The sequence below is a fragment of the Cryobacterium soli genome, assembly GCF_003611035.1.
Taxonomy (GTDB): Bacteria; Actinomycetota; Actinomycetes; order Actinomycetales; family Microbacteriaceae; genus Cryobacterium; species Cryobacterium soli.
The window spans coordinates 3327657-3349061 of record NZ_CP030033.1; the positions used below are offsets into that span (position 1 = coordinate 3327657).

21 protein-coding genes are annotated in these 21405 nt (G+C 68.5%); 11 read left to right on the forward strand and 10 right to left on the reverse strand.

All coding sequences use genetic code 11. From position 1 onward, the window contains the following. Positions 1 to 36 precede the first annotated feature (36 nt). From DOE79_RS15390 to DOE79_RS15405, 4 genes are all read right to left on the reverse strand, one after another. Complete coding sequence (locus DOE79_RS15390; protein ID WP_120339264.1) at positions 37 to 1080, reverse strand: NAD(P)-dependent alcohol dehydrogenase; 1044 nt, start codon at positions 1078 to 1080, stop codon at positions 37 to 39. A gap of 115 nt (positions 1081 to 1195) precedes the next feature. Further along, positions 1196 to 1507, reverse strand: a complete 312-nt coding sequence (locus DOE79_RS15395; RefSeq protein WP_120339265.1) for an AzlD domain-containing protein — start codon at positions 1505 to 1507, stop codon at positions 1196 to 1198. Then, positions 1504 to 2247, reverse strand: a complete 744-nt coding sequence (locus DOE79_RS15400) for an AzlC family ABC transporter permease (RefSeq protein ID WP_120339266.1) — start codon at positions 2245 to 2247, stop codon at positions 1504 to 1506. Before DOE79_RS15400 ends, DOE79_RS15395 begins: the two co-directional genes overlap by 4 nt. A gap of 42 nt (positions 2248 to 2289) precedes the next feature. Further along, positions 2290 to 2730 carry an Lrp/AsnC family transcriptional regulator gene (locus DOE79_RS15405; RefSeq protein WP_120339267.1) on the reverse strand — a complete coding sequence of 147 codons (441 nt, stop codon included), beginning with the start codon at positions 2728 to 2730 and terminating at the stop codon, positions 2290 to 2292. Positions 2731 to 2798: 68 nt separating this feature from the next. Here DOE79_RS15405 and DOE79_RS15410 point away from each other — a divergent pair, with 68 nt between their 5' ends. Further along, complete coding sequence (locus DOE79_RS15410; protein WP_120339268.1) at positions 2799 to 3473, forward strand: LysE family transporter; 675 nt, start codon at positions 2799 to 2801, stop codon at positions 3471 to 3473. Here the strand turns inward: DOE79_RS15410 and DOE79_RS15415 are convergent. The 3 genes from DOE79_RS15415 to DOE79_RS15425 form a co-directional block, all read right to left on the reverse strand. Continuing rightward, positions 3470 to 4255, reverse strand: a complete 786-nt coding sequence (locus tag DOE79_RS15415; RefSeq protein WP_120339269.1) for a glucosamine-6-phosphate deaminase — start codon at positions 4253 to 4255, stop codon at positions 3470 to 3472. The genes DOE79_RS15410 and DOE79_RS15415 overlap by 4 nt on opposite strands. 86 nt (positions 4256 to 4341) lie before the next feature. Beyond that, a complete protein-coding gene (locus DOE79_RS15420; RefSeq protein WP_120339270.1) occupies positions 4342 to 5586 on the reverse strand; it encodes a PTS transporter subunit EIIC in 1245 nt (414 codons plus the stop codon). A gap of 150 nt (positions 5587 to 5736) precedes the next feature. Continuing rightward, positions 5737 to 6486: a GntR family transcriptional regulator gene (locus DOE79_RS15425; RefSeq protein ID WP_120339271.1), complete on the reverse strand. Its 750-nt coding sequence runs from the start codon at positions 6484 to 6486 to the stop codon at positions 5737 to 5739. Between the two features lie 209 nt (positions 6487 to 6695). On the opposite strand from DOE79_RS15425, the gene DOE79_RS15430 reads away from it, so the two are divergent. The 7 genes from DOE79_RS15430 to DOE79_RS15460 all read left to right on the forward strand — a co-directional run bounded on the left by DOE79_RS15430 (position 6696) and on the right by DOE79_RS15460 (position 14598). Further along, positions 6696 to 6929 carry a PTS sugar transporter subunit IIB gene (locus tag DOE79_RS15430; RefSeq protein ID WP_066597867.1) on the forward strand — a complete coding sequence of 78 codons (234 nt, stop codon included), beginning with the start codon at positions 6696 to 6698 and terminating at the stop codon, positions 6927 to 6929. Then, entirely contained in the window at positions 6926 to 7450 is a 525-nt protein-coding gene (locus DOE79_RS15435; RefSeq protein WP_245976971.1) for a PTS sugar transporter subunit IIA, read from the forward strand. The genes DOE79_RS15430 and DOE79_RS15435 overlap by 4 nt, the downstream gene beginning before the upstream one ends. 8 nt (positions 7451 to 7458) lie before the next feature. Beyond that, positions 7459 to 8664 carry an N-acetylglucosamine-6-phosphate deacetylase gene (gene nagA / locus DOE79_RS15440; protein WP_120339272.1) on the forward strand — a complete coding sequence of 402 codons (1206 nt, stop codon included), beginning with the start codon at positions 7459 to 7461 and terminating at the stop codon, positions 8662 to 8664. Positions 8665 to 8916: 252 nt separating this feature from the next. Further along, a complete protein-coding gene (locus DOE79_RS15445) occupies positions 8917 to 9741 on the forward strand; it encodes an ABC transporter ATP-binding protein (protein WP_120339273.1) in 825 nt (274 codons plus the stop codon). Next, entirely contained in the window at positions 9738 to 12305 is a 2568-nt protein-coding gene (locus DOE79_RS15450) for an ABC transporter permease (RefSeq protein ID WP_120339274.1), read from the forward strand. The genes DOE79_RS15445 and DOE79_RS15450 overlap by 4 nt, the downstream gene beginning before the upstream one ends. A gap of 98 nt (positions 12306 to 12403) precedes the next feature. Further along, positions 12404 to 12928 carry a pyridoxine/pyridoxamine 5'-phosphate oxidase gene (locus tag DOE79_RS15455; protein WP_120339275.1) on the forward strand — a complete coding sequence of 175 codons (525 nt, stop codon included), beginning with the start codon at positions 12404 to 12406 and terminating at the stop codon, positions 12926 to 12928. Between the two features lie 98 nt (positions 12929 to 13026). Then, a complete protein-coding gene (locus tag DOE79_RS15460; protein WP_162942790.1) occupies positions 13027 to 14598 on the forward strand; it encodes an HNH endonuclease signature motif containing protein in 1572 nt (523 codons plus the stop codon). A gap of 4 nt (positions 14599 to 14602) precedes the next feature. Here DOE79_RS15460 and DOE79_RS15465 read toward each other — a convergent pair whose 3' ends face one another. Continuing rightward, positions 14603 to 14998 carry a ChaB family protein gene (locus DOE79_RS15465; protein WP_120339277.1) on the reverse strand — a complete coding sequence of 132 codons (396 nt, stop codon included), beginning with the start codon at positions 14996 to 14998 and terminating at the stop codon, positions 14603 to 14605. A gap of 170 nt (positions 14999 to 15168) precedes the next feature. After that, complete coding sequence (locus tag DOE79_RS15470; RefSeq protein ID WP_120339278.1) at positions 15169 to 15792, reverse strand: superoxide dismutase; 624 nt, start codon at positions 15790 to 15792, stop codon at positions 15169 to 15171. Between the two features lie 48 nt (positions 15793 to 15840). On the opposite strand from DOE79_RS15470, the gene soxR reads away from it, so the two are divergent. Then, positions 15841 to 16317 (forward strand): redox-sensitive transcriptional activator SoxR, encoded by a 477-nt coding sequence (soxR, locus tag DOE79_RS15475; RefSeq protein WP_245976972.1) that lies wholly within the window; start codon positions 15841 to 15843, stop codon positions 16315 to 16317. Between the two features lie 43 nt (positions 16318 to 16360). Here the strand turns inward: soxR and DOE79_RS15480 are convergent, their stop codons facing one another. After that, positions 16361 to 17158: an IclR family transcriptional regulator gene (locus DOE79_RS15480; RefSeq protein WP_120339280.1), complete on the reverse strand. Its 798-nt coding sequence runs from the start codon at positions 17156 to 17158 to the stop codon at positions 16361 to 16363. 300 nt (positions 17159 to 17458) lie between these two features. Between DOE79_RS15480 and DOE79_RS15485 the strand changes: the two genes are divergently transcribed. Both DOE79_RS15485 and uxaC read left to right on the forward strand, forming a co-directional pair. Then, a complete protein-coding gene (locus DOE79_RS15485) occupies positions 17459 to 19870 on the forward strand; it encodes a tagaturonate reductase (protein ID WP_162942791.1) in 2412 nt (803 codons plus the stop codon). 37 nt (positions 19871 to 19907) lie between these two features. After that, positions 19908 to 21293, forward strand: coding sequence for a glucuronate isomerase (gene uxaC, locus DOE79_RS15490; RefSeq protein WP_120339282.1), 1386 nt, complete (start codon positions 19908 to 19910; stop codon positions 21291 to 21293). Positions 21294 to 21405: the final 112 nt, after the last annotated feature.

Below are 21405 nucleotides of genomic sequence, written 5' to 3' on the forward strand. Positions count from 1 at the left end.
GCCAGGGGCGGGCGCCTTCTGCGGTTCTCCGACTCGCTAGACCATGGTCGCAACGTCGATCACGAAGCGGTAGCGCACATCCGACGCCAGCACTCGCTCGTACGCCTCGTTGATGTAGTCGGCCGCCACGAGCTCGGTCTCGGGCGCGATGCCGTGCTCGGCGCAGAAGTCGAGCATCTCCTGGGTCTCGCGGATGCTGCCGATTCCGGAGCCCGCGAAGGAGCGGCGGTTGCCGAACAGGCTGAACACCTGCACCGGCAGAGGCTCGGGCGGGGCGCCGACGCTCACCAGGGTGCCGTCCAGTCGCAGCAGCGACAGGTAGGCGTTGATGTCGATCGAGGCGCTGACCGAGTTGATGATGAGGTCGAAGGTGTTCGCGAGGGTCTCGAAGGTGGCCGGGTCGCTCGTCGCGTAGTAGTGGTCGGCGCCGAGACGCAGGCCGTCTTCCTGCTTGCTCAGGCTCTGCGAGAGCACGGTGACCTCGGCGCCCATGGCGTGGGCGATCTTCACGGCCATGTGGCCGAGGCCGCCCATACCCACCACGGCGACCTTGCGGCCTGGGCCGGCCTTCCAGTGCGCCAGGGGCGAGTAGGTGGTGATGCCCGCGCAGAGCAGCGGTGCCGCGGCCTCGAACGGGATGCTCTCGGGAACCTTGAGCACGAAGTCCTCGACCACGACGATGTGGGTGGCGTAGCCGCCCTGCGTGATGGTGCCGTCGCGGTCCACGCTGGCGTACGTGCCGGTGTTGCCGCGAAGGCAGTACTGCTCCTCACCGGCCAGGCAGTTCTCGCACTCGCGGCAGGAGTTGACCATGCAGCCCACGCCCACCCGGTCGCCGACCTGGTGCAGGCTCACGTCGGAACCCACGGCCGAGACGATGCCCACGATCTCGTGGCCTACCACCTGCGGGTACTGGATGGGGCCCCACTCGCCCCGGACCGTGTGGATGTCGGAGTGGCAGATGCCGGAGTACTTGACGTCGATGAGAACGTCGGCCGGGCCGAGCTCCCGTCGCTCGATGGTGGTCCTGACGAGGGGCGCGGTCGCAGACGGCGCCGCATAGGCGGTGACGGTGGGCATGGTTCTCCAGAAATCTCGAAATCTAATGCGGTCTGTCAAGCATCGCTCACCCGGGGGCCGGTGCGCGCAGCGAAGGGTGCCCTGTCGTGGCACCCCAGCGCGGGGGAGCGGCCGGCTACGGCATCCCGAGCAGCCGCAACCCGGCCGCGGCGGCGGCGCCCACGACCACGACCACCAGGAACGGCGCCTTGAGCCACAGGGCGACCGCCGCGGCCGCGAGAGCGCCCAGCCGGGAGTCCAGCACCAAGGCCTGACCGGACGCCGCGGCATTGGCCACGGTGAGCGAGGCCAGCAACCCGATCGTCAGGGTGCCGGCCACCCGGGCGACGCGCGGGTTGGTCAGCCAGTTGCGCGGTACGAGGTAGCCGAGCAGCTTCGTAAGGAACCCGACGACGCAGGCCACCACGATCCAGAACCAGAGCGTCATGACAGAGGGCTCCGTCCGTCGCCGTGCGGGTACGGGTCGACATCGGGCTCGAGACCCTCGCGGGGTGGGGCATCCCGGTAGCCGAACCAGCCGATCAGCCCGGCCACGACGGCGGCCACAAGGATCGGGATGCCCGGTGGCACGAACGGCACGGCGAGCAGGGTGGCCAGCGCAGAGACCACGGCGATGGCACCGGCATCCCGCGACCGCAGCCGCGGCCAGAGCAGGCCGAGGAAGGCGGCGACCGCGGCGCCGTCGAGACCCCACTGCTTCGGGTCGCCCAGAGCGTCGCCGGCGAGCGCCCCGACCAGGGTGAACAGGTTCCAGAGCAGGAACACCCCCACTCCGGCGACCCAGAAGCCGCGCTTCTGCTCGAGCGGGTCGGTCTGCCCGGTGCTGGTGGCGAGGGACTCGTCGATGGTCACGTGTGCTGCGGCGAACCGGCGCCAGCCCCGCGGATGCAGCAGAACGTTCATCTGCATCCCGTACACGGCGTTGCGGATACCCAGCAGCGCGGCCGCACTTGCCGCGGCCACCGGGGTGCCGCCGCCGGCGATGACCCCGATGAACGCGAACTGCGAGCCACCGGTGAACAGCAGCAGGCTCAGAACGGCGGTCTGCCAGACGTCGAGGCCCGACGCTACCGACAGCGCGCCGAAGGAGATCCCGTACAGCCCGGTCGCCACGGCGATCGACACACCCACCCGGGTGCCGGGGGAGTGACGGAGGGAGAGCGACATCCTGCCAGCGTACCGAGCGCCGGCGGCGTCAGCGGCCGCGGATCACTCCCTCGCGGTGGCGGGCGGACGCAGGGCCAGCCGGGTCTGGGTCTGGCCCGCGCCGGCCTTCTTCTTCAGGCGGTGCAGCAGGCCGTTCAGGTGCGTGGTGTCGGCGACCCAGACGTGCAGCAGGTAGTCGTATGGGCCGGTCACGTGCACCGCGTCGCGCACCTCGGGCTCGCCCAGTGCGGCGTGCAGGAAGGCGTCGGAGTCCGCGTCGGCGCGCAGCCGGACATCGATGAACGCCTCCAGACCGAGGGCGCCCAGCGGGGTGTCGTCGGCCAGGATCGCCCGGTACCCCACGATCACGCCGTTGGCCTCGAGTTTGCGCACCCGGGCCGCGGCGGCGTTTGTGCTGAGCCCCACCGCGGCGCCCAGCGCGCTGAACGAAATGCGGCCATCGTCGCGCAGAACGCCGATGATTTCGCTGTCGAGACTGTCCATGCCGAGAGTGTAGCCGTGCCGCCGCAAAAATCTAGGTCACGACCGGGGAACCGGAGCAGGATCGGCCCATGGAGATTCTGGGACTGTTCGCGGCGGGTGCGCTCGCCGGGTTGGGGGTGGCCGTTCCGCTCGGCGCGATCGGGCTGCTGCTCGTGCGACAGGGGGTGACCGGCGGGTTCGCGGTGGGCGCGGCCGGCGCGGCCGCGGTGGCGCTCGTGGACACGGTGTACTGCGTCGTCGCGCTGGGCGCCGGGGCGGTCGTGGCGCCGGTGCTGGGGAGGTGGGGCGGTGCAGCCGGGCTGCTGGCCGGCGCCGTGCTGGTCGCGATCGGTGTGGCCGGCCTGCTGCGGGAGCGGCGCCGCCGGACCGGCAGCCGGACCCGGCCGGAGCATCAGCCGGGCCCCGGCAGCGTGCGGCGCCCGGCACCCGCCCGGTTCTTCCTGCTCATGCTCGGCCTCACCGCGATCAACCCGGCGACCCTGCTCTACTTCGCCGCGCTGATCACGGCGCTGCGCCACACCGTGGCTGCGGCCGGCGGTGCGGCGGCGGCCACGGCTTTCGTGGCCGGGGTGGCCATCGCCTCGCTCGCCTGGCAGGTTGGGCTGGTGGCGGCCGGGGCGTTCTGGGGCGGCCGGATCACGCCGCGCCGTCAGGTCCTCGTCGGCCGCGCCGGGTACCTGCTGGTGATCGTGCTGGGGGCCGGGGCGGTGCTGGCCGCCCTGGCCGCTCCGGCGACCGTCTAGATGCCCTGTCCGGTGTACTTGTTCGCCCAGGCGTAGCGGTAGTAGGCGATGTTCTCCAACCGGGAGGCCGCCGCCTCGTCGACGAGAACTGTGACGTGCGGGTGCAGCTGGATAACCGACCCGGGTTTGCTCGAGGTGACCGGGCCCTCCACGGACGCGGCGATGGCATCCGCTTTCTCGGCGCCGAAGGCCAGCAGGATCAGGTGCCGGGCCCGCCGGATGGTGCCGAGCCCCTGTGTCATGCAGTGGATCGGAACGTCGTCGGGGGAGGCGAAGAAGCGGGCGTTGTCGATGCGGGTCTTCTCGGTGAGCGTCTTGACCCGGGTGAGCGACGCGAACGACGAGCCGGGCTCGTTGAAGCCGACGTGGCCGCTGCGTCCGATGCCGAGGATCTGCAGGTCGATGCCGCCTGCCGCGAGGATGGCGTTCTCGTAGTCGATGCCTGCCGTGGCGAGGGTGGCGGGGGTGCCGTCGGGAACCTGGATGTTGCCGGGGGTGAGGCCGAGGGGTTCGACGACGTCGCGGGTGATCACGGCGCGGTAGCTCTCCGGGTGGCCCTCCGGCAGCCCCACGTATTCGTCGAGCGCGAAGCCGCGCACCCGGGAGACGTCCAGGGGGTCAAGGCGCAGGGACTCTGCCAGCGCGCTGTAGACGGAGAGCGGGGTGGATCCGGTGGCCAGGCCGAGGACGGCATCCGGCCGTCGGTCGATGAGGTCGCGGATCGCTGTGGCGGCGAGGATTCCCGCCGCGGTTTCGTTCTCGAGGATGACTACTTCGGCCACGGGGTGCTCCTGGTGCGGATCGGTGTTCGGTGAGGGGAGGTCGCGGGCCGGGCGCTGGAGGGCGCCCGGCCCGCGGCCGGGTGAGGTTAAGCGGTTGTCGCCGAGGTGGAGTCCGGCGCGCCGGCCTCCGAGATCTCGTCGTCGCCGCGGCCGGGGGTGCGCAGGTTCCAGCGGCGGATGACGAACCGGAACAGGAAGTAGTAGATCGCCGCGTAGGCGAGCCCGATGGGGATCAGCAGCAGCGGTTTCTCGGCCAGTCCGAAGTTGAGGATGTAGTCGAAGGCGCCGGCGCTGAAGCTGAAGCCGTCCCGGATGCCCAACGCGTTGACCAGGGCGAGGGACGACCCGGTGAGCACGGCGTGGATGGCGTAGAGCGGGAATGCGACGAACATGAAGGAGAACTCGAGCGGCTCGGTGACGCCGGTGAGCATCGCCGTGAGGGCGCCGGTGAGCATGATGCCGCCCACGATCTTCTTCTGCGAGGGCTTGGCTTCCTGCCAGATGGCCAGGGCGCCGGCCGGGAGCGCGAACATCATGATGGGGAAGAACCCGGTCATGAACGAGCCCGCGGTGGGGTCGCCGGCGAAGAACCGGTGCAGGTCGCCGGTGGCGCCGTTGTAGTCGCCGATCACGAACCACATCATCGAGTTGAGGATGTGGTGCAGCCCGACCGGGATCAGCAGCCGGTTGGCCGTGCCGTAGAGGAATCCGCCCCAGATGTCGTTCGAGCTCACGAATTCGCCGAACCCGGTGAGCCCGCTGCTGAACGCCGGGTAGATGAAGCTGAGCAGCACCCCGAGCACGAGGGCGACCACGGCGGTGATGATCGGCACGAACCGGCGGCCGCCGAAGAAGGCCAGGTAGCTGGGCAGTTTGATGCGATGGTATTTCTGCCAGAGCACCGCGGAGACGACGCCCATGAGCACGCCTCCGAGCACGTTGTAGTTGACGAGCACCTGGTCGGCGCCCTCGGCGGGCAGGCCCATCACGGCCGGCGACATGGCCTTGCCCACGTTGCTGAACACCAGGTACCCCACCACGGCGGCCAGGGCGGTCGAGCCGTCGGCCTTCTTCGCGAAGCCGATCGCCACGCCGAGGGCGAACAGCAGGGGCAGGTTGTCGAACAGGGCGCCGCCGGCCGAAGCGATCACGGCCGCCCCGGTCTCGAAGCCGGGGATCGCGCCGAGCAGGTCGGGCTGGCCGAGGCGCAGGAGCAGGCCGGCGGCAGGCAGTGCCGCAATGGGCAGCATGAGGCTGCGACCGATGCGTTGGAGCTGGGCGAGGCCGGGGACCTTGCGTCCCGTCCCGGCATCTACGGTGGTGCTGGACATAGATTCCTCCTGGTGGTTATCGCGTGTGCATGGGGTGTGGCGGGGACTGCCGTGCATGGTGCTGCGGATCGTCTCGCGACGGCGCGCCGAAGAGCGCCGGGGTGCGGCGTCGACGGGCGCTCCTGAACGGGGCGGGAAAGGTCTGTGGGGTTACAACTCGTGGTGCAGGTCGAGAGTCATGTGGATCTGGTACCGGTCACCGCGGTACCAGGAGGTGATGTACTCGAGCGGGGTCGACCCGGCAGAGGACGTGCGGCGGAAAACCAGGAGGGGCGTGCCCGGCGGGGTGTCCAGCGAGTCGGCGAGAGGCGCATCTGCGGTCTCGGCCCAGGCGGTCTGCTCGGCATGGTCGATGCGCAGCCCGTACTCGGTCGCGAAGGTCGCATAGAGCGACCGGGTCAGGTCCTGCTCGCCCAGCCCGGGAACAAGGGCGACCGGGTAGAAGCCTCGTTCGAAGGCCATCGGGATGCCGCCGGCCAGGCGGAGCCGCTCCACCTGGTAGACCTGGGCGCCGGACTTCAGTCCGAGGGCCGCCCGCACCTCCAGGGGGGCGTCGATGAGCGCCGCCGCCATCACGACGGTCGCCGGCACCAGGCCGCGCCGCCGCATGTCCTCGGTGAACGAGGCGAGGTGCAGATCGCTCTGCACGCGTTCGCCGGCGACGAAGGTGCCCTTGCCCTGGATGCGATACAGCACGCCCTCCTCCACCAGCTGGCGGATGGCTTCACGCACCGTCGACCGGCTCACGCCGTACTTGGTCATGAGCTTGCGCTCCGGGGGGATGGCGGCGTGCGGGGCCAGCGTGGTCTCCACCCGGTCCAGCAGGATCGAGCGCAGCTGCGTGTGCTTGGGCACCGCGCCGCCGGCGAGCACCGGTCCTTCGTCGAGCTGTGTCGCCACGGCGAACCTTTCTTTCTGACGGATGGCCCGTTGCCTGACCAGACCACTTTCGCTTTTTGGTCCGTACTGGTACGGTCCAATTACTTCGATACTGAAGGTGCGGCGGTTCGTTGTCAAGAGCCGGTTCGCACGAGGATCTCGATCCACGAGGTGCTCCTTCCCGACCGTTCCCGGCACCCAGGTGCCACGCAGTACCCGAGGAGAAGATGATGACGAGCAAGGCAGAGCAGATCCTGGCGGGCCTCGGTGGCTCCGGAAATATCGTGGATATCGAGGCCTGCATCACTCGGCTGCGTACCGAGGTGACCGATGCCGGCCTCGTGGACGAGGCGGCGCTCAAGGCCGCGGGTGCCCACGGTGTCTTCCGCAACGGAACCATCGTTCAGGTCGTCGTGGGCCCTGAGGCGGACAACCTCGCCGACGACATCGAGGACCTCAGGTGACCGCAGTGCAGCCAGGGGCCGAACCGGCGGTCGAGCTCGGGGCTGACCCTGCGCTCACGCCGCTCGTCGTGCTGGCACCGATCCCCGGCCGCGCGGTGGCCCTCGAGACGGTGCCCGACCCCACCTTCGCGCAGGAGATCGTGGGTCCCGGCGCGGCCATCGACCCGCCCCGAGAGGTTGTCGATGCCATCGCGCCGATCGCCGGCACGGTGCTCAAGGTCTTCCCGCACGCCTACGTCATCGTCTCCCCGCAGGGGGTCGGGGTGCTCGTGCACCTCGGCATCGACACCGTGGAACTGGCCGGTGCGGGCTTCACCCTGCGTGTGGCGCAGGGCGACACCGTGGCGGCCGGCGACGTGATCGTCAGTTACGACGTACCGTCCGTCGTGGCCTCGGGCCGCGACCCGATCGCTCCCGTGATCGTCCTGGACCGCACCCGCGCCGACATCGGGTTGTCCGACGCGGTCGTGGCCGGACTCGGGCTCACTGCCGGGGATGCCTTCCTCACTGTGAACGCCTGAGACCCGTCATGACACCGCTCACTTCCGGCCCGCCGCCCGTCCATGTCACGGTCGCACCGTCACTGCCGGGTGATGCCGGGCCGGAAACCGACACCCCGCTGCTGATCGCGGCGGGCACGGTGATCCTGCCCGACCGGGAGGTCTCCCCGGGCTGGGTCGAGGTGCGCGCCGGCCTCATCGCGGGCTACGGCGGCGGCACGCCGCCCCGTCCGGCGGATGTGACGGTGCCGCAGGGCATCCTGGCTCCTGGCTTCGTGGACGCGCACAGTCACGGCGGCGGCGGGGTGAGCTTCAATGACCCGGACACCCGGGCCGCAGCGCACCGCATCGTGACGACGCACCGCAAGCACGGCACCACCACCATGATGGCCAGTCTGGTGACGGCGCCCATCGACGAGATGGAGACCCTGGTGGCGGCGCTCGCCGAGCTGGTGCGCGATGGCCTGCTGGCCGGCATCCACCTGGAGGGGCCCTGGCTGAGCCCGCTGCACCGCGGGGCCCATGCCGAACGGCTGTTGCTGCCGCCCACCCCGCAGAGCGTCGACAGGCTGATGCGGGCCGGCGGGGGATCCGTGCGCATGGTCACCATCGCTCCCGAGCTCCACGGTGGCCTCGCCGCGGTCGCCCGTATCGTGGGATACGGCTCGGTCGCCGCCATCGGGCACACCGACGCGGACTACGAAACCTCCCGCGCCGCCATCGACGCGGGCGTCACCGTGGGCACCCACGTCTTCAACGCCATGCGCCCGCTGCACCACCGCGAGCCTGGGGCCGCCCTGGCCGTGCTGGAGGATCCCTTCGTGTTTGCCGAACTGATCGCCGACGGCGTGCACCTGCATCCGGCCGTGGTGCGTCTGATCGTCGAGAGCCGCGCCAAGCCGGTCTTCGTGACGGACGCCATGGCCGCGGCCTGCGCAGAGGAGGGCGACTACAAGCTCGGCGACCTGGATGTGACGGTCGCCAACGGCCAGGCCCGGCTGGCCGACGGCACCATCGCCGGCAGCGTGCTCACCCTGAGCAAGGCCGTGCGCTTCGCGGTGCTCACCGCCGGCGTGCCGCTGGCGTTCGCAGTGCGGGCGGCCACCCAGAATCCCGCCGACCTACTCTCACTCACCGATCGCGGCCGCATCCACCCCGGCCTCCGCGCCGACCTGGTTCTCCTCGACGCCGCCCTGCACGTGACCGCCACCCTGCACCACGGCACCTGGGTCTGACCCTCCCTCCCGCGGGCTGTGACGTGAGCCCCACACATCGTCCGGATCCGGGGCTCAGCTCGGAGTTCGCGGGGGTGCGGACGACTGCAGCGACCACATTTGGTACCCCTGCGACCTCCCGGGTTGAGGGCTATCGCTCAGGGTTCGCTCAGGGATAGGTCAGGGTGTATCCGGATGCCGGCGTGGGCGGCTCCGGAGCACACTGGGGCTCGACACCAGCGCGCCCGCGCTGTTCGAATCCTAAGGACCGGCATGACAACCCCGACGCTTTTCTCGAACCATCCGGCGCGCTCGCTTCAGGCACCGCCGGCATCCGTGATCGCGTACGCCAGGGGACTGGTCAAGACCTACGGCTTGGGAGAAACCGAGGTGCGGGCATTGGACGGCATCGACGTCGACTTCGCGCGGGGCGAGTTGACGGCCATTATGGGCCCGTCGGGCTCGGGCAAGTCATCCCTGATGCACTGCATGGCGGGCCTGGACACCGTCACGGCCGGCACCGTAGTGGTCGATGACCAGAACGTGGGTCGAATGTCCCAGCGCCAGCTCACTGCGCTGCGGCGCACCCGGCTCGGATTCATCTTCCAGTCGTTCAACCTCATCCCCACCCTCACCGCCGCGGAGAACATCACGCTGCCGCTCGACATCGCCCGCCGCCCGGTGGACCGCGCACACTTCGACGCGATCGTCGCGGCCGTTAGGCTCCAAGACCGCCTGCATCACCGGCCTAGCGAGCTCTCCGGCGGCCAGCAGCAGCGGGTGGCCTGCGCGCGTGCCCTGGTCGCTCAGCCCGCTGTGGTGTTCGCCGACGAGCCCACCGGCAATCTCGATTCGAAATCCGCCGGCGATCTGCTGAGTTTCCTGCGCGGCTCGGTCGACGACCTCGGCCAGACCGTGGTCATGGTCACCCACGATGCCCGCGCGGCGGCCTTCGCGCACCGAGTGCTCTTCCTGGCCGACGGCCGGCTTGTCCACGAGCTCACCGACCCCAGTCAGGCGTCGGTGCTCGACGTGATGCGCTCCCTCGGCGACGAATCAGAAGCCGACTCCACTCCCACCGCGACGGCCCGTCGATGACCAGGGTCGCGCTTCGCGGCATCCGTGCCCATCTGGTGCGCTTCCTGTTGTCGCTCCTCGCCGTGACTCTCGGGGTCGCGTTCGTGGCGGGAACCTTCTCGCTGCGCACCATGATGGGGTCCACCTTCTCCGGCATCGTGGCCAGCTCGATGCAGGGCGATGCCTATGTGCGCGGGAGCGAACCCGCCGCCAGCGCCGCCCAAACCGGCAGCACGGCCGGTGACGTGCGCGGCCTCGTGCCCGCGTCCCTCGCGCAGACCATCGAGCGGGTCGATGGCGTGCGTCTGGCGCTGCCGGCCGTATCCGGGCCGATCGTGCTCGTCGGCGCCGATGGGACCGCCGTCGTGAGTACCCAGGCTCCGAGCTTTGGCATGGCGCTCTACCCTGAAGACGACACCGCAGACATTGTCACCGGTCACGCGCCCATCGGGGCGGGCGAGATCGCACTGGAGTCCGCCACCCTTGAATCTTCCGGGCTGGCCGTCGGCGACGACACCACCGTGGTCCTCTCGGGCGCGGTGCACACCGTCACGGTGGTGGGCGAGGTGTCGGTGGGCGCCCCCATGGCCGGCGCCACCATCGTCTACCTCGATGTGGCCACCTCCACGGCTGCCTATGCCGCAGACGGCATGGTGGCCAGCATCGACGTGTTCGCTGACGACGGCGTGGACGAAGAGTCACTCGTCTCCAGTGTCGACGCGGCCCTCAAAACTGCAGCAGCCACCGATGTTGAGACCGTCAGCGGAACCGATTTGCGCGCTGAGGCCACGGCAGACATCAACGAATCACTCGGGTTCGTGCAGACGTTCATGCTGGTCTTCGCCGGTATTTCGCTCTTCGTGGGTGCGTTCATTATTTCCAATACCTTTGCAATGTCGGTGCAACAGCGGATGCGCGAATTCGCGCTGCTACGTGCCATCGGAGCCTCGCCTGGGCAGGTGTTCGGTTCCATCCTGATCCAGGCGGCGCTGGTGGGCCTGGCGGGCTCTACCCTCGGTATAGCTGCCGGTTTGGGCCTGGTGTCTCTGGTGCGCATCGCGGTCGGCCAGATCGGAATGAACCTGTCCGGCAGCATTCCGCTGGATGCCGGCACCGTGGTCGCCTCGCTGCTGGTGGGGACCCTGGTGAGCATAGCCGCGGCGGCTTTGCCCGCACGCCGGGCCGCGCTCACCCCGCCGGTCGAGGCCATGCGGGACGCCGGCGGTGCCCGGTCAAAGTCGCTCAGGTCGCGGGGCATTGTCGGAGCGGTCGTCACGGTTGCCGGCATCGCCGGGCTGGTCTTGGCCTGGTCCCGGCCGGACCCCGACGGTCCCGTGCTCCTCGGGCTCGGTGCCACGGGACTCGTGCTCGGCGTGCTGGTGCTCTCCCCGGTCATCGCCCGGTACTCCTTGAGCGCCCTGGCCGCGGTCTTTGTGGTCGCGTTCAGGCCGCTCGGCCGACTGGCCAGGGGCAACATCATCCGCAACCCACGCCGCACAGCCAACACCGCCGGGGCGCTCATGATCGGCATGGCCTTGGTTGGAGCGGCTTCGGTGCTGGCCGCCTCAGCCACGGTCTCCACCCGCGCGATCGTCGACGACGGCTGGATCGCGGATTACTCCGTGCAGTCGGCCGCTGAGGCGGTTCCGGTCGGCGCGGTGGCCGACCTCCGCGACCTCGATACGGTGAAGTCTGTGGACGTGCTCCGCTATGGGCCGGCGCTGCTGACGCAGGATGCCGGCGGATCCGCCGCGGATCGCTCACTCATTGTGGTGGCCATTCCCCCGGAATCGCTCGGACACACCCTCGACTTCGATGCCGTCGATGGCACTCTCGACTCGTTCGCCCGCGGGGAGGTCGCGGTGCAGCAGGGGATTGCCAAGGACCACGACTGGCAGGTCGGCGACGACGTGACGTTCACAACGACCGTGGGGGAGACATCCGTTCAAATCGGGGCCATCGTCGACACTGCCCTGATCGGTGCGCCGATCATCATGCCGGACGAGTCCTTCAACCGGATCGTGCCGGAATCGCAGACCGTGATCGACTCGCTGCTGATAACCGCGGCGGCTTCGTCGGCACCGGCCGAGGTGCGGGCTGACGTCACCGCCGCGGTGGCGCCTTACGTGGTGCTGTCGGTACTCGACAAGGACGAGTTCGCCAGTCAGCTGGCGGGGCAGGTGGACCAGATCCTGGGCATCCTCTACGCCATGCTGGCACTCTCGATAATCATCGCCATCCTGGGCATCGTGAATACCCTGGCGCTGTCGGTCATCGAGCGCACCCGTGAGATCGGCCTGATGCGTGCCGTCGGCCTCGGTCGGCTGCAGTTGGCCGGCATCATCACCATCGAGTCGGTGCTTACTGCGCTGTTCGGCACTGTCATCGGCGTGGCGGTCGGCGTGGGCATAGCGGCTGTGATGCCGGCGGTGTTCACCGAGGTCGGGCTCACCGAACTGGCCGTTCCCTGGGGGCAGCTGGGCTCGATGTTGGGAGTCGCCGCCCTGGTCGGTGTGCTGGCGGCGCTCTGGCCGGCCGTTCACGCGTCCCGGCTGCCCGTGCTCGATGCCGTGGTCTCCGACTGATCCAGCACATGGTTGAGCGGGGTCGTGGTGACGCCAGTTCCCGTGGGGAACGTTCGATCCACGGCCCTGTTCTCAGGCGGCATGGCTAGGCTCGAACGGTGAGCGAAAACCTCAGAACCCGGCTGCGTGCCCTGCCCGATTTTCCCGACGACCTGCCGCGCTTCGACCCGGCCACGGCTCCGGCCGATCCCACAGTGCTGTTTCTCGACTGGCTCGACGAAGCGCTCGAGGCCGGGGTACGCCAGCCGCATGCCTTCAGCCTGGCCACGGTGGGAGATGCGGGCCTGCCGTCGTCGCGCATGCTGATCCTCAAGAATCTGGATGCGGAGGGCTGGCAGTTCGCCACCGCGCGCACGTCACGCAAGGGACGGGAATTGGCCGGGAATCCGCAGGCGGCGATGAACTTCTACTGGTCGGAGCTGGGCCGCCAGGTGCGACTGGTCGGCTCCGTGGTCGAGCTGTCCGCCGAGGCCTCCGCCAGGGACTGGGCCGAACGCCCCGCCGCCGACGCCGCCGCGAACCCGGCCTGGCAGCTCTACGCGTTGCGCCCCACCGAGGTCGAGTTCTGGCAGGCGAGCGCGGACCGCCACCACATCCGCCACCGCTACCAACTGCCGGGATAGCGGCCGCGCCGCTCCTCCACAGGCGGTCGTGTTTTCGGGTTCTCCACCGCTGATTCATTGGGATGCAGGGTGTCGGTGGCTGGTGCTTCACTGTCCCTATGGCCACCTCGAATGCCACACCAGACAGCACCCCGGATGACACCCCGGATGATGCCGGACGCCTCACCGGACACTCCGCCACGGCCGGCGCTGCCGACGAGCTGGACGATTATGCCGACCCGGTCGCCGAAGCCATCAGCCAGGTCATCGACCCGCTGATCGAGAACGCGAAGGTCATCGCCGCCGCGTACGCCGAGCGCACCCGTTTGCTGGCGGAGCTGGACCGGCTCGGACACGACCGGTGGATCATCGCCGGCCTCGCCGGTGACCCGATCGAGTCCGGCCGGGACGACCCCGACACCCAGAAACACGGCCCGGCCTGGGACGACGAGGAACTGGCCCGTCGGGCGATGGCTGCCGAGGTCGGTTGTGCGTTGCGGATGCATTTCCAGACCGCGGGCACCATGATCTTCGAAGCCGCCCGGCTCCTCGAACAGTTCCCCCGGTTCCACCGGGCACTGGGTGAGGGGCGGATCAGCTGGAACCACGTGATGAAGATGCTCGACGTCACCGTCGCCCTCCCTATCGACCTGCCGGAGCACGTACTGCCCCAGCTCGAGGATATGACCTTGACGGCGGCGGAGAAGCTCACCCCGGGCAAGTTCGCCAAGGTCGCCCGGGAACTCCTGGACTCCCTCCATCCCATCCCACTGCAAGACCGGGTCGATGCAGGTGTGCGCGAACGCCGGGTGGTGCTCCGGCCCGACATCAACGGGATGTCGTGGTTGAACGCGTACCTCAAGGCCGACGAAGCCCAGGCGATCTACGAACGCCTCACCCAGATCGCCAAGACCCTCACCGACGACGCAGAAGCCGACGTCACGACCAGCGAGACCACCGGCGCCGCGCCCGGCGCCGCGCCCGGCGCCGCGCCCGGCGCCGCGCCCGGCGCTGCGTTCACCGCGCCGCGGCCCGACGCTACCGTCCGCCGCACCCGCGACCAGCGCCGCGCCGACACCTACCGCGACCTGCTGCTGGACGGCATCGGCGCCGATGGGAAACTCGGCCGAGGGATCCGCGGCACCGTGAACATCACCGTCCCGGTCCTCACCCTCCTCGGCCAGAGCGACCAACCGGCGATCCTCGACGGTTACGGGCCCATCGACCTCGAAACCGCCCGACGGCTCACCGGCACAGCGACGAGTTTCACCCGCATCCTCACCCATCCGCACACCGGGACCATCCTCTCCGTCGACCGCGACTCGTACACCCCACCGGCCGATCTTCGCCGGTACGTGCAGATCCGAGACAACACCTGCCAAAGACCCGGCTGCAACCGGCAAGCCGTCCATAGCGAAATCGACCACACCCAAGCCTGGAACGCCGGCGGAACCACCAGCGCCGACAACCTCGTCAGCCTCTGCCGACCCGACCACAGGCTCAAACACCAAAGCAGCTTCACCACCCGCCAAGCGCCAGACGGCACCCTCACCTGGACCAGCCCCGGCGGCAAGACCTACACAAACCCCCGCGCCCACGACCTCGTCCGCGCCGCGCTGAACCCGCCCGGGACTGAACCGTCTCCGCCTCCAGTATCACCACCCGACACCGATACCGCGCCGCCGTTCTGAGGTCCTACCCCGCCGCGGCCCTCGTGCGCTTGGCGTTCTCCTTCTTGATGGCCTCTACAAGCTCGTCCTTGGTCATCGTCGACCGCCCGCGGATCTCCAGCTTCCGCGCCACATCGACCAGGTGCGTCTTGGGTGCGTTGGCGTTCACGCCTTCCTGGGTGTGGGCGCGGGTGCCGACACCGCCGGCTGCCTTGTCGTCGGAGGGTCCTGGCTCAGCCTTCTCCTCCCAGCGGTCGCCGACCTTCTCGTAGGAGTGCTTGAGCGCGGCAAAGGCCGTGCGGTGGGCGCGCTCACCCTCGCCGTAAGTCTCGACGGCGGCATCGTGGGCCTTGGCCCAGATCTCCTGGGCGTGCTGGGGCGAACGAGCGATGGTCGAAGGCATTTCCTCGGATGCGGGCATCGTCGGTCCTCTCTGCGCTTGCTCGAACTGCGGTTGATCAGCAAAACCAACGCTAGACAGGTGCCGCCCATGCCGCAACGGGAGGGAGCGGTCGGGGACGCTGGCATCTGCGAACCGGAATGACAAAGGGGCGCCCGGCGACTGGCCGGGCACCCCTTCAACGTTGTGACTTAGAGCGTGATCAGGCCCGAGGTCGTGTCGCGTGCCTTCTCGAAGCGAGCCGAGACGTTGGCCCAGTCGGTGACCGTCCAGAACGCTTTCACGTAGTCAGCGCGAACATTCTGGTAGTCGAGGTAGTAGGCGTGCTCCCACACGTCGAGCATGAGCAGCGGAACGATGCCGGCGGGGAGGTTGCCCTGCTGGTCGTAGAGCTGCACGATGACGGGCTGCTGGCCCAGGGTGTCCCACGCGAGGATCGACCAGCCGGAGCCCTGAACGCCCATGGCGACGGCCGTGAAGTGCGCCTGGAACTTCTCGAACGAGCCGAAGGTGTCGTCGATCGCCGCAGCGAGCTCGCCGGTGGGCTTGTCCCCGCCGTTCGGGGACATGTTCGTCCAGAAGATGGAATGGTTGACGTGGCCGCCGAGGTTGAACGCCAGGTCCTTCTGCAGCTTGTTGACGAAGGTCAGGTTGCCCGACTCGCGCGCTTCGGCGAGCTGGTCCAGCGCGGTGTTCGCACCGGTCACGTAGGCCTGGTGGTGCTTGCTGTGGTGGAGTTCCATGATGCGCCCGCTGATAGCAGGCTCGAGGGCGGCGTAATCGTAGGTCAGCTGGGGAAGCGTGTATGCGGTCATTTGTTTACGCTATCGTCTCAAGTGCACTTGAGATCAAGGAGAATGTCCGTGTCAGAGCACTTATCCAGCCACGATCTCCTGCCGATCGGCCAAGTGGCGGCCCGTGCCGGCGTGCCCGTGTCCACGATTCGCTACTACGAGACGCTCGGACTCATCCCCGCGGTGCGCTCCAGCGCCAATGCTCGGATGTTTCCCCGGCACGTTCTACGCCGCATCGCGCTGATCCAGGTTTCCGTGCGATACGGCATCGCCCTGGCAGAGGTGGCCGACATGCTCAGTGATCTGCCCGACGGCCGTCCGCCCAGCCGCGCCGAGTGGGGCACGATCTCGGCTACCTGGGGCGAGCACCTCAAACGTCAGCAGGCGGTGCTCGAACGGATGCAGGCGGAGTTGACCGGCTGCATCGGCTGCGGCTGCCTGTCGCAATCGCGGTGCGCGGTGCTGAACTCGGAGGACCGGTTGCGTACGGACGGCTCCGGCCCGCGCCGCGTGCTCGGCTCGCCGGCCACGACCGGCACTGACTGACACTGACTGACTATCCGGCACGGCACCGCTCGGAACTATGACGCTAGAGCAGCGTCATCACGTCGCGCGCCGCGGTCATCAGCAGGGGCGCGTACGCCTCGAGCTTCTCCCGGGGAACCAGGGGAGCGATGGTCGTGATGCCGATGCCACCGATGAGGTGCTGCTGTGTGTCGAAGACCGGCACGGCCATGCAGCGGATGTGCTCCTCGTTCTCCTGGTCGTCGATGGAGAACCCGCGGTTGCGCACCAGCCGGCCGTCGGCGAGCAACCCGGCCACGTCGGTGATGGTGTACTCGGTGCGCGTGTGCAGTCCGGTGCGCGCCGCATAGCTGCGCACCTCGCTCTCGGGGAGGTGCGCCAGGATCGCCTTGCCGATGGCGGTGGAGTGCAGTGGAATCTGCGCGCCCACCCGCGAGGCGATCTGGATGGGCTGCGCGGTGTCCTCGATCTTCTCCACATAGGTGGCATAGTCGCCGGTGCGCAGGGCGAAGTGGATGGTGCTGTGAACGTCCGCCTGCAGGCGCCGCAGCCGGTCACCGATCAGGTCTGAGTCGTCGGGCGCGGCCGTGAGCTTGAGAGCGAGCAGGCGCAGCGCCCGCCCGGGTGCGTAGCTTCCGTCGGGCCGGCGGGCCACGTACCCGCTGTCGATCAGTTCAGACAGCAGGCGGAACACGCTGGTCTTGGCGAGCCCGGTCTCCTTGACCAGATCGCTGAGCCGGTGGGCGTCGCCGGGGTTCGACACGGCCTCGAGCACCCTCAGCAGTTTCTGGGCCGCGTTGTCCTTGGCGGTGGTCGCGGGCGCGCTCGCGCCTTCGAGGTCGCTGGTTAACGAAGGTCCCATGTGTCCTGCCTCTGTGCTGTCACCGATGATCCGGCGTTCTGTCTTACGGACAGTCAACCACGGTTGTGGAATTTGTGTACGGTTCAGCGGTCCGCCTCTCGGAATTCAATGTCGTCGGACCCTTGACAAATTCGGATCCGTCAGATTCGTGCCCCTAGTTGGGGTCTGAGGGGGATTGAGGCTGTCCGCAAGTTGCGGACCGAAACTGAACGTGGTTATGGTGAGTTCATGTGGCGGACTTGCATTCTGCCAGACGGAACAGTGAGAAGTTCACAAGCTGATTCTCAACGAGGAGGAAACATGAAGGCAACCGAGAACGAACCGGTGACAGGTGTCGTAACCCTGCCGTCGGGCATCCGCCTGGTGACGGCCCGGGGCGACCTGCCGGCCGTCGAGGTGTCCCTCCCCGCTGCCACGGCCCTGGTCTACCTGCATGGCGCCCACGTCGCCGAGTGGACGCCCGCCGGCCAGAAGCCCGTGCTGTGGATGAGCGAGAGCGGCGCCTTCACCCCTACGGCGGCCCTCCGCGGCGGCATCCCGGTCTGCTTCCCGTGGTTCGGCCCCAACCTGACAGACGCCACCGCGCCCAACCACGGTTGGGCTCGCATCTCCCCGTGGGCCCTCACTGCCGCCGCCCTCGAGGGCCCGGATGCCCTGCTCACTTTTGAACTGGCCGGCGCGCACCGGGATTCCACCGGCACGGCCCAGCCCGTTTCCCTGCGCTACACCGTGCGGATCGGCGCCACCCTCGCCCTCGCTCTCACGGTACGCAACGACGGTGCCGCCCCCGTCTCGGTGGAGACGGCCTTCCACACCTACTTCGCGGTGGCCGACGCCCGCCGCACCACCCTGCTCGGCCTGCAGGACCTGCCCTACCTCGACCGCACGGTCTCCCCGCCGGTCACCGCCTCGGCCGCCCTGCCGGTGGCCTTCACCGGCGCCGAGATCGACCGGGTCTACCCCATGCCGCGGGTGGTCACGATCGAGGACGCGGGCAATCACCGCACCATCCTGGTGGGCGAAACGGATGCGGCCCAGACCGTGGTCTGGAACCCGGGCAGCACCAAGGCCGCCGCGATGGGGGACTTCGGGGACGAGGAATGGACCCAGACCGTGTGTGTCGAAGCGTGCAACGTGCAGGGCCAGGCCCGGGTTCTCGCCCCCGGCGCCCAGCACCGGATGGGCGTCACGCTCAGCGTCGAATCAGAGCCCGCACGCGACGAGCCGACCACCCCCACGAACGCTCAGCCGCACCAGAACGCAGAGGACACCCACACCATGGAACGACTCACCCGCACCATCCACCCCAGCGACACCCTGCCCACCCGGGCGATCCAGTTCGGTGAGGGCAACTTCCTGCGGGCGTTCGTGGACTGGCAGCTGCAGCAGATGAACACGCAGGGCCTCTTCAACGGCGGCGTGACCATCGTGCAACCGCTCGCCGGCGGCCTCGTCGCCATGCTCGAGGAGCAGGACAACCTCTACACGGTGCTGCTCGAGGGCAAGCAGGACGGCGAAGAGGTGCAGTCGCACGAGGTCATGACCGTCGTCACCGGCACGGTCAACCCCTACACCGACTACGACGCCTACCTGGCCCTGGCCGAGAACGACGACATCGAGTTCATCTTCTCCAACACCACCGAGTCCGGCATCGTCTACAGCGAAGCAGACCTTCGCACCGACGCCCCGCACGCCAGCTTCCCCGGCAAGCTGACCGCGCTGCTCTACCGGCGCTTCGAACTGGGCAAGAAGGGCTTCACGCTCATCCCCTGCGAGCTCATCGAGCACAACGGCGACAAGCTCAAGGAAACCGTGCTCGCCACCGCCGCGCACTGGGAACTCGGCGACGCGTTCACCGCCTGGGTCAACACGAGCAACATCTTCTACTCCAGCCTCGTCGACCGGATCGTCCCCGGCTACCCGAAGGACCGGGCCGACGAACTGTGCGCCGAGTTCGGCTTCGAGGACCGCCTGATCGTCAAGGCCGAACCCTTCCTGCTCTGGGTGCTCGAAGGCCCAGCCTCCCTCGCCGAGTCCCTGCCGCTGGCCAAGGCCGGCCTCAACGTCACCGTCACCGACGACATGACCCCGTACCGCGAGCGCAAGGTCTTCCTGCTCAACGCCCCGCACACCACCATGGCCTCCCTCGCCCGCCTCGCCGGCGTCGAAACCGTGCGCGATGTCATGCTCGACCCCGACTTCGGCCCCCTCGTGCACGAGGAGATGTACGAAGAGATCATCCCCGTGCTCGACCTGCCGCACGACGAGCTCGCCGCCTATGCCGAGTCGGTCAAGGAGCGCTTCGAGAACCCGTTCATGCACCACGAACTCGCCTCGATCGCCCTGAACAGCGCCTCGAAGTACAAGAGCCGCCTGCTGCCGATCCTGCTGAACTTCCACGCTGCGCACGAAACCTTCCCGCCCCGCGTCACTCTTGCCCTTTCCGCGATCCTTCTCACCTACAGCGGCGACCCGAGTGTCGCCGTCACCCCCGTCGACAGTGCCGAGACCATCGCGGCCTTCCACGCGGCCTACGCCGCAGCGGCCGGTGATGCGGATGCCTACGTCGTCACGATCCTCGCCGACAGCACCCTGTGGGGCACCGACCTCAGCGCTCTCGACGGTCTCGTCGAACAGGTCTCCACCGGGCTGACCAGCCTCCGCGACCGGGGTGTGCGCGCCACCCTTGCCGACCTCACCGTCCTCGCCTGACCCGCACCACCCACCCTCGACAAAAGGACCGCAGATCATGCTCCTCAACGACGACTTCCTGCTCGGCACCGACATGGCGAAGAAGCTGTTTCACAACCACGCCAAGAACATGCCCATCATCGATTTCCACTGTCACCTGAACCCGCAGGAGATCTACGAAGACGAGAACTTCACCAGCATCACCGAGGTCTGGTTGAAGGGCGACCACTACAAGTGGCGCCTGATGCGCGCCAACGGCGTGCCGGAGAACCTCATCACCGGCGACGCTGACGACTTCGACAAGTTCTACGCCTGGGCCGGCACCGTGGAGAAGGCCCTCGGCAACCCGCTCTACGTGTGGACCCACCTGGAGCTGCGCCGCTTCTTCGACATCGACCTGGCACTCAGCCGCGAGACCGCCCGTGAGGTCTACGACCGCGCCAACGCCCTGCTGGCCACCGCCGGGTTCTCCCGCCGCAGCCTGATCCGTTCCAGCAACGTCACGGCCATCTGCACCACGGATGACCCGGCCGACGACCTGCACTGGCACGAACTACTGAAGACCGAGAAGGCCTTCACCGTCGTCCCGGCGTTCCGCCCCGACAAGGCCATCAACATCCACGCCGCCGGCTACGCCGACTATCTCGTCACCCTCGGCGCATCCGCCGGCGTGAAGATCGGTGCCTTCGCCGACATCGTCGCCGCCCTGTCCGCCCGGGTGGACTTCTTCCACTCCATGGGCGCCCGGCTGTCCGACCACGCCCTCGACACCGTCGTGTACGCCGAAGCGACCGAGGCCGAACTCGACACCATCGTCGCCGCGGCCATCGACGGCGGCGCCCTCAGCGACACCCAGATCGCCCAGTACCGCACCGCGATCCTACAGGCGTTGATGCGCCTGTACACGGCGAAGAACTGGACCATGCAGCTGCACCTGCACGCCCTGCGCAACACCAACCGGCGCATGCTCGACATCCTCGGCCCCGACACCGGCTACGACGGGATGAACGACCGCCCCGTCGCCGAACCGCTGGCCGCGCTGTTCGACTCGATGGAGTCCGAAGACTCGATTCCGCGCACCATGCTCTACTCGCTCAACCCCAACGATTACCTGCCGTTGGTGACCCTGATGGGCTCGTACCAGAAGGACACCGTGCAGAAGATGCAGCTCGGCAGCGCCTGGTGGCACAACGACACCCGCTCCGGCATGCGTCTGCAATTGCAGACTTTCGCCGACGGGAGCCTGCTGTCGAACTTCGTCGGGATGCTCACCGACTCACGCAGCTTCCTTTCCTACCCGCGGCACGAATACTTCCGCCGTATCCTCTGCGAGCTCATCGGCGAATGGGTCGAACTCGGCGAAGTCCCCGACGACGAAGCGATCCTCGGCCGGATGGTCGAGGACATCTCGTACAACAACGCGCACACCTACTTCGGCCTCTAAACGGCCGTTCCGCACCACCGCACCATCCGCTGTCCCGCAGTACCCGCTATCCCGCACCACGACGAGCCGCACCGATGCGACCCGTTCTGCCTGAATATCGAGAATTGAAAGA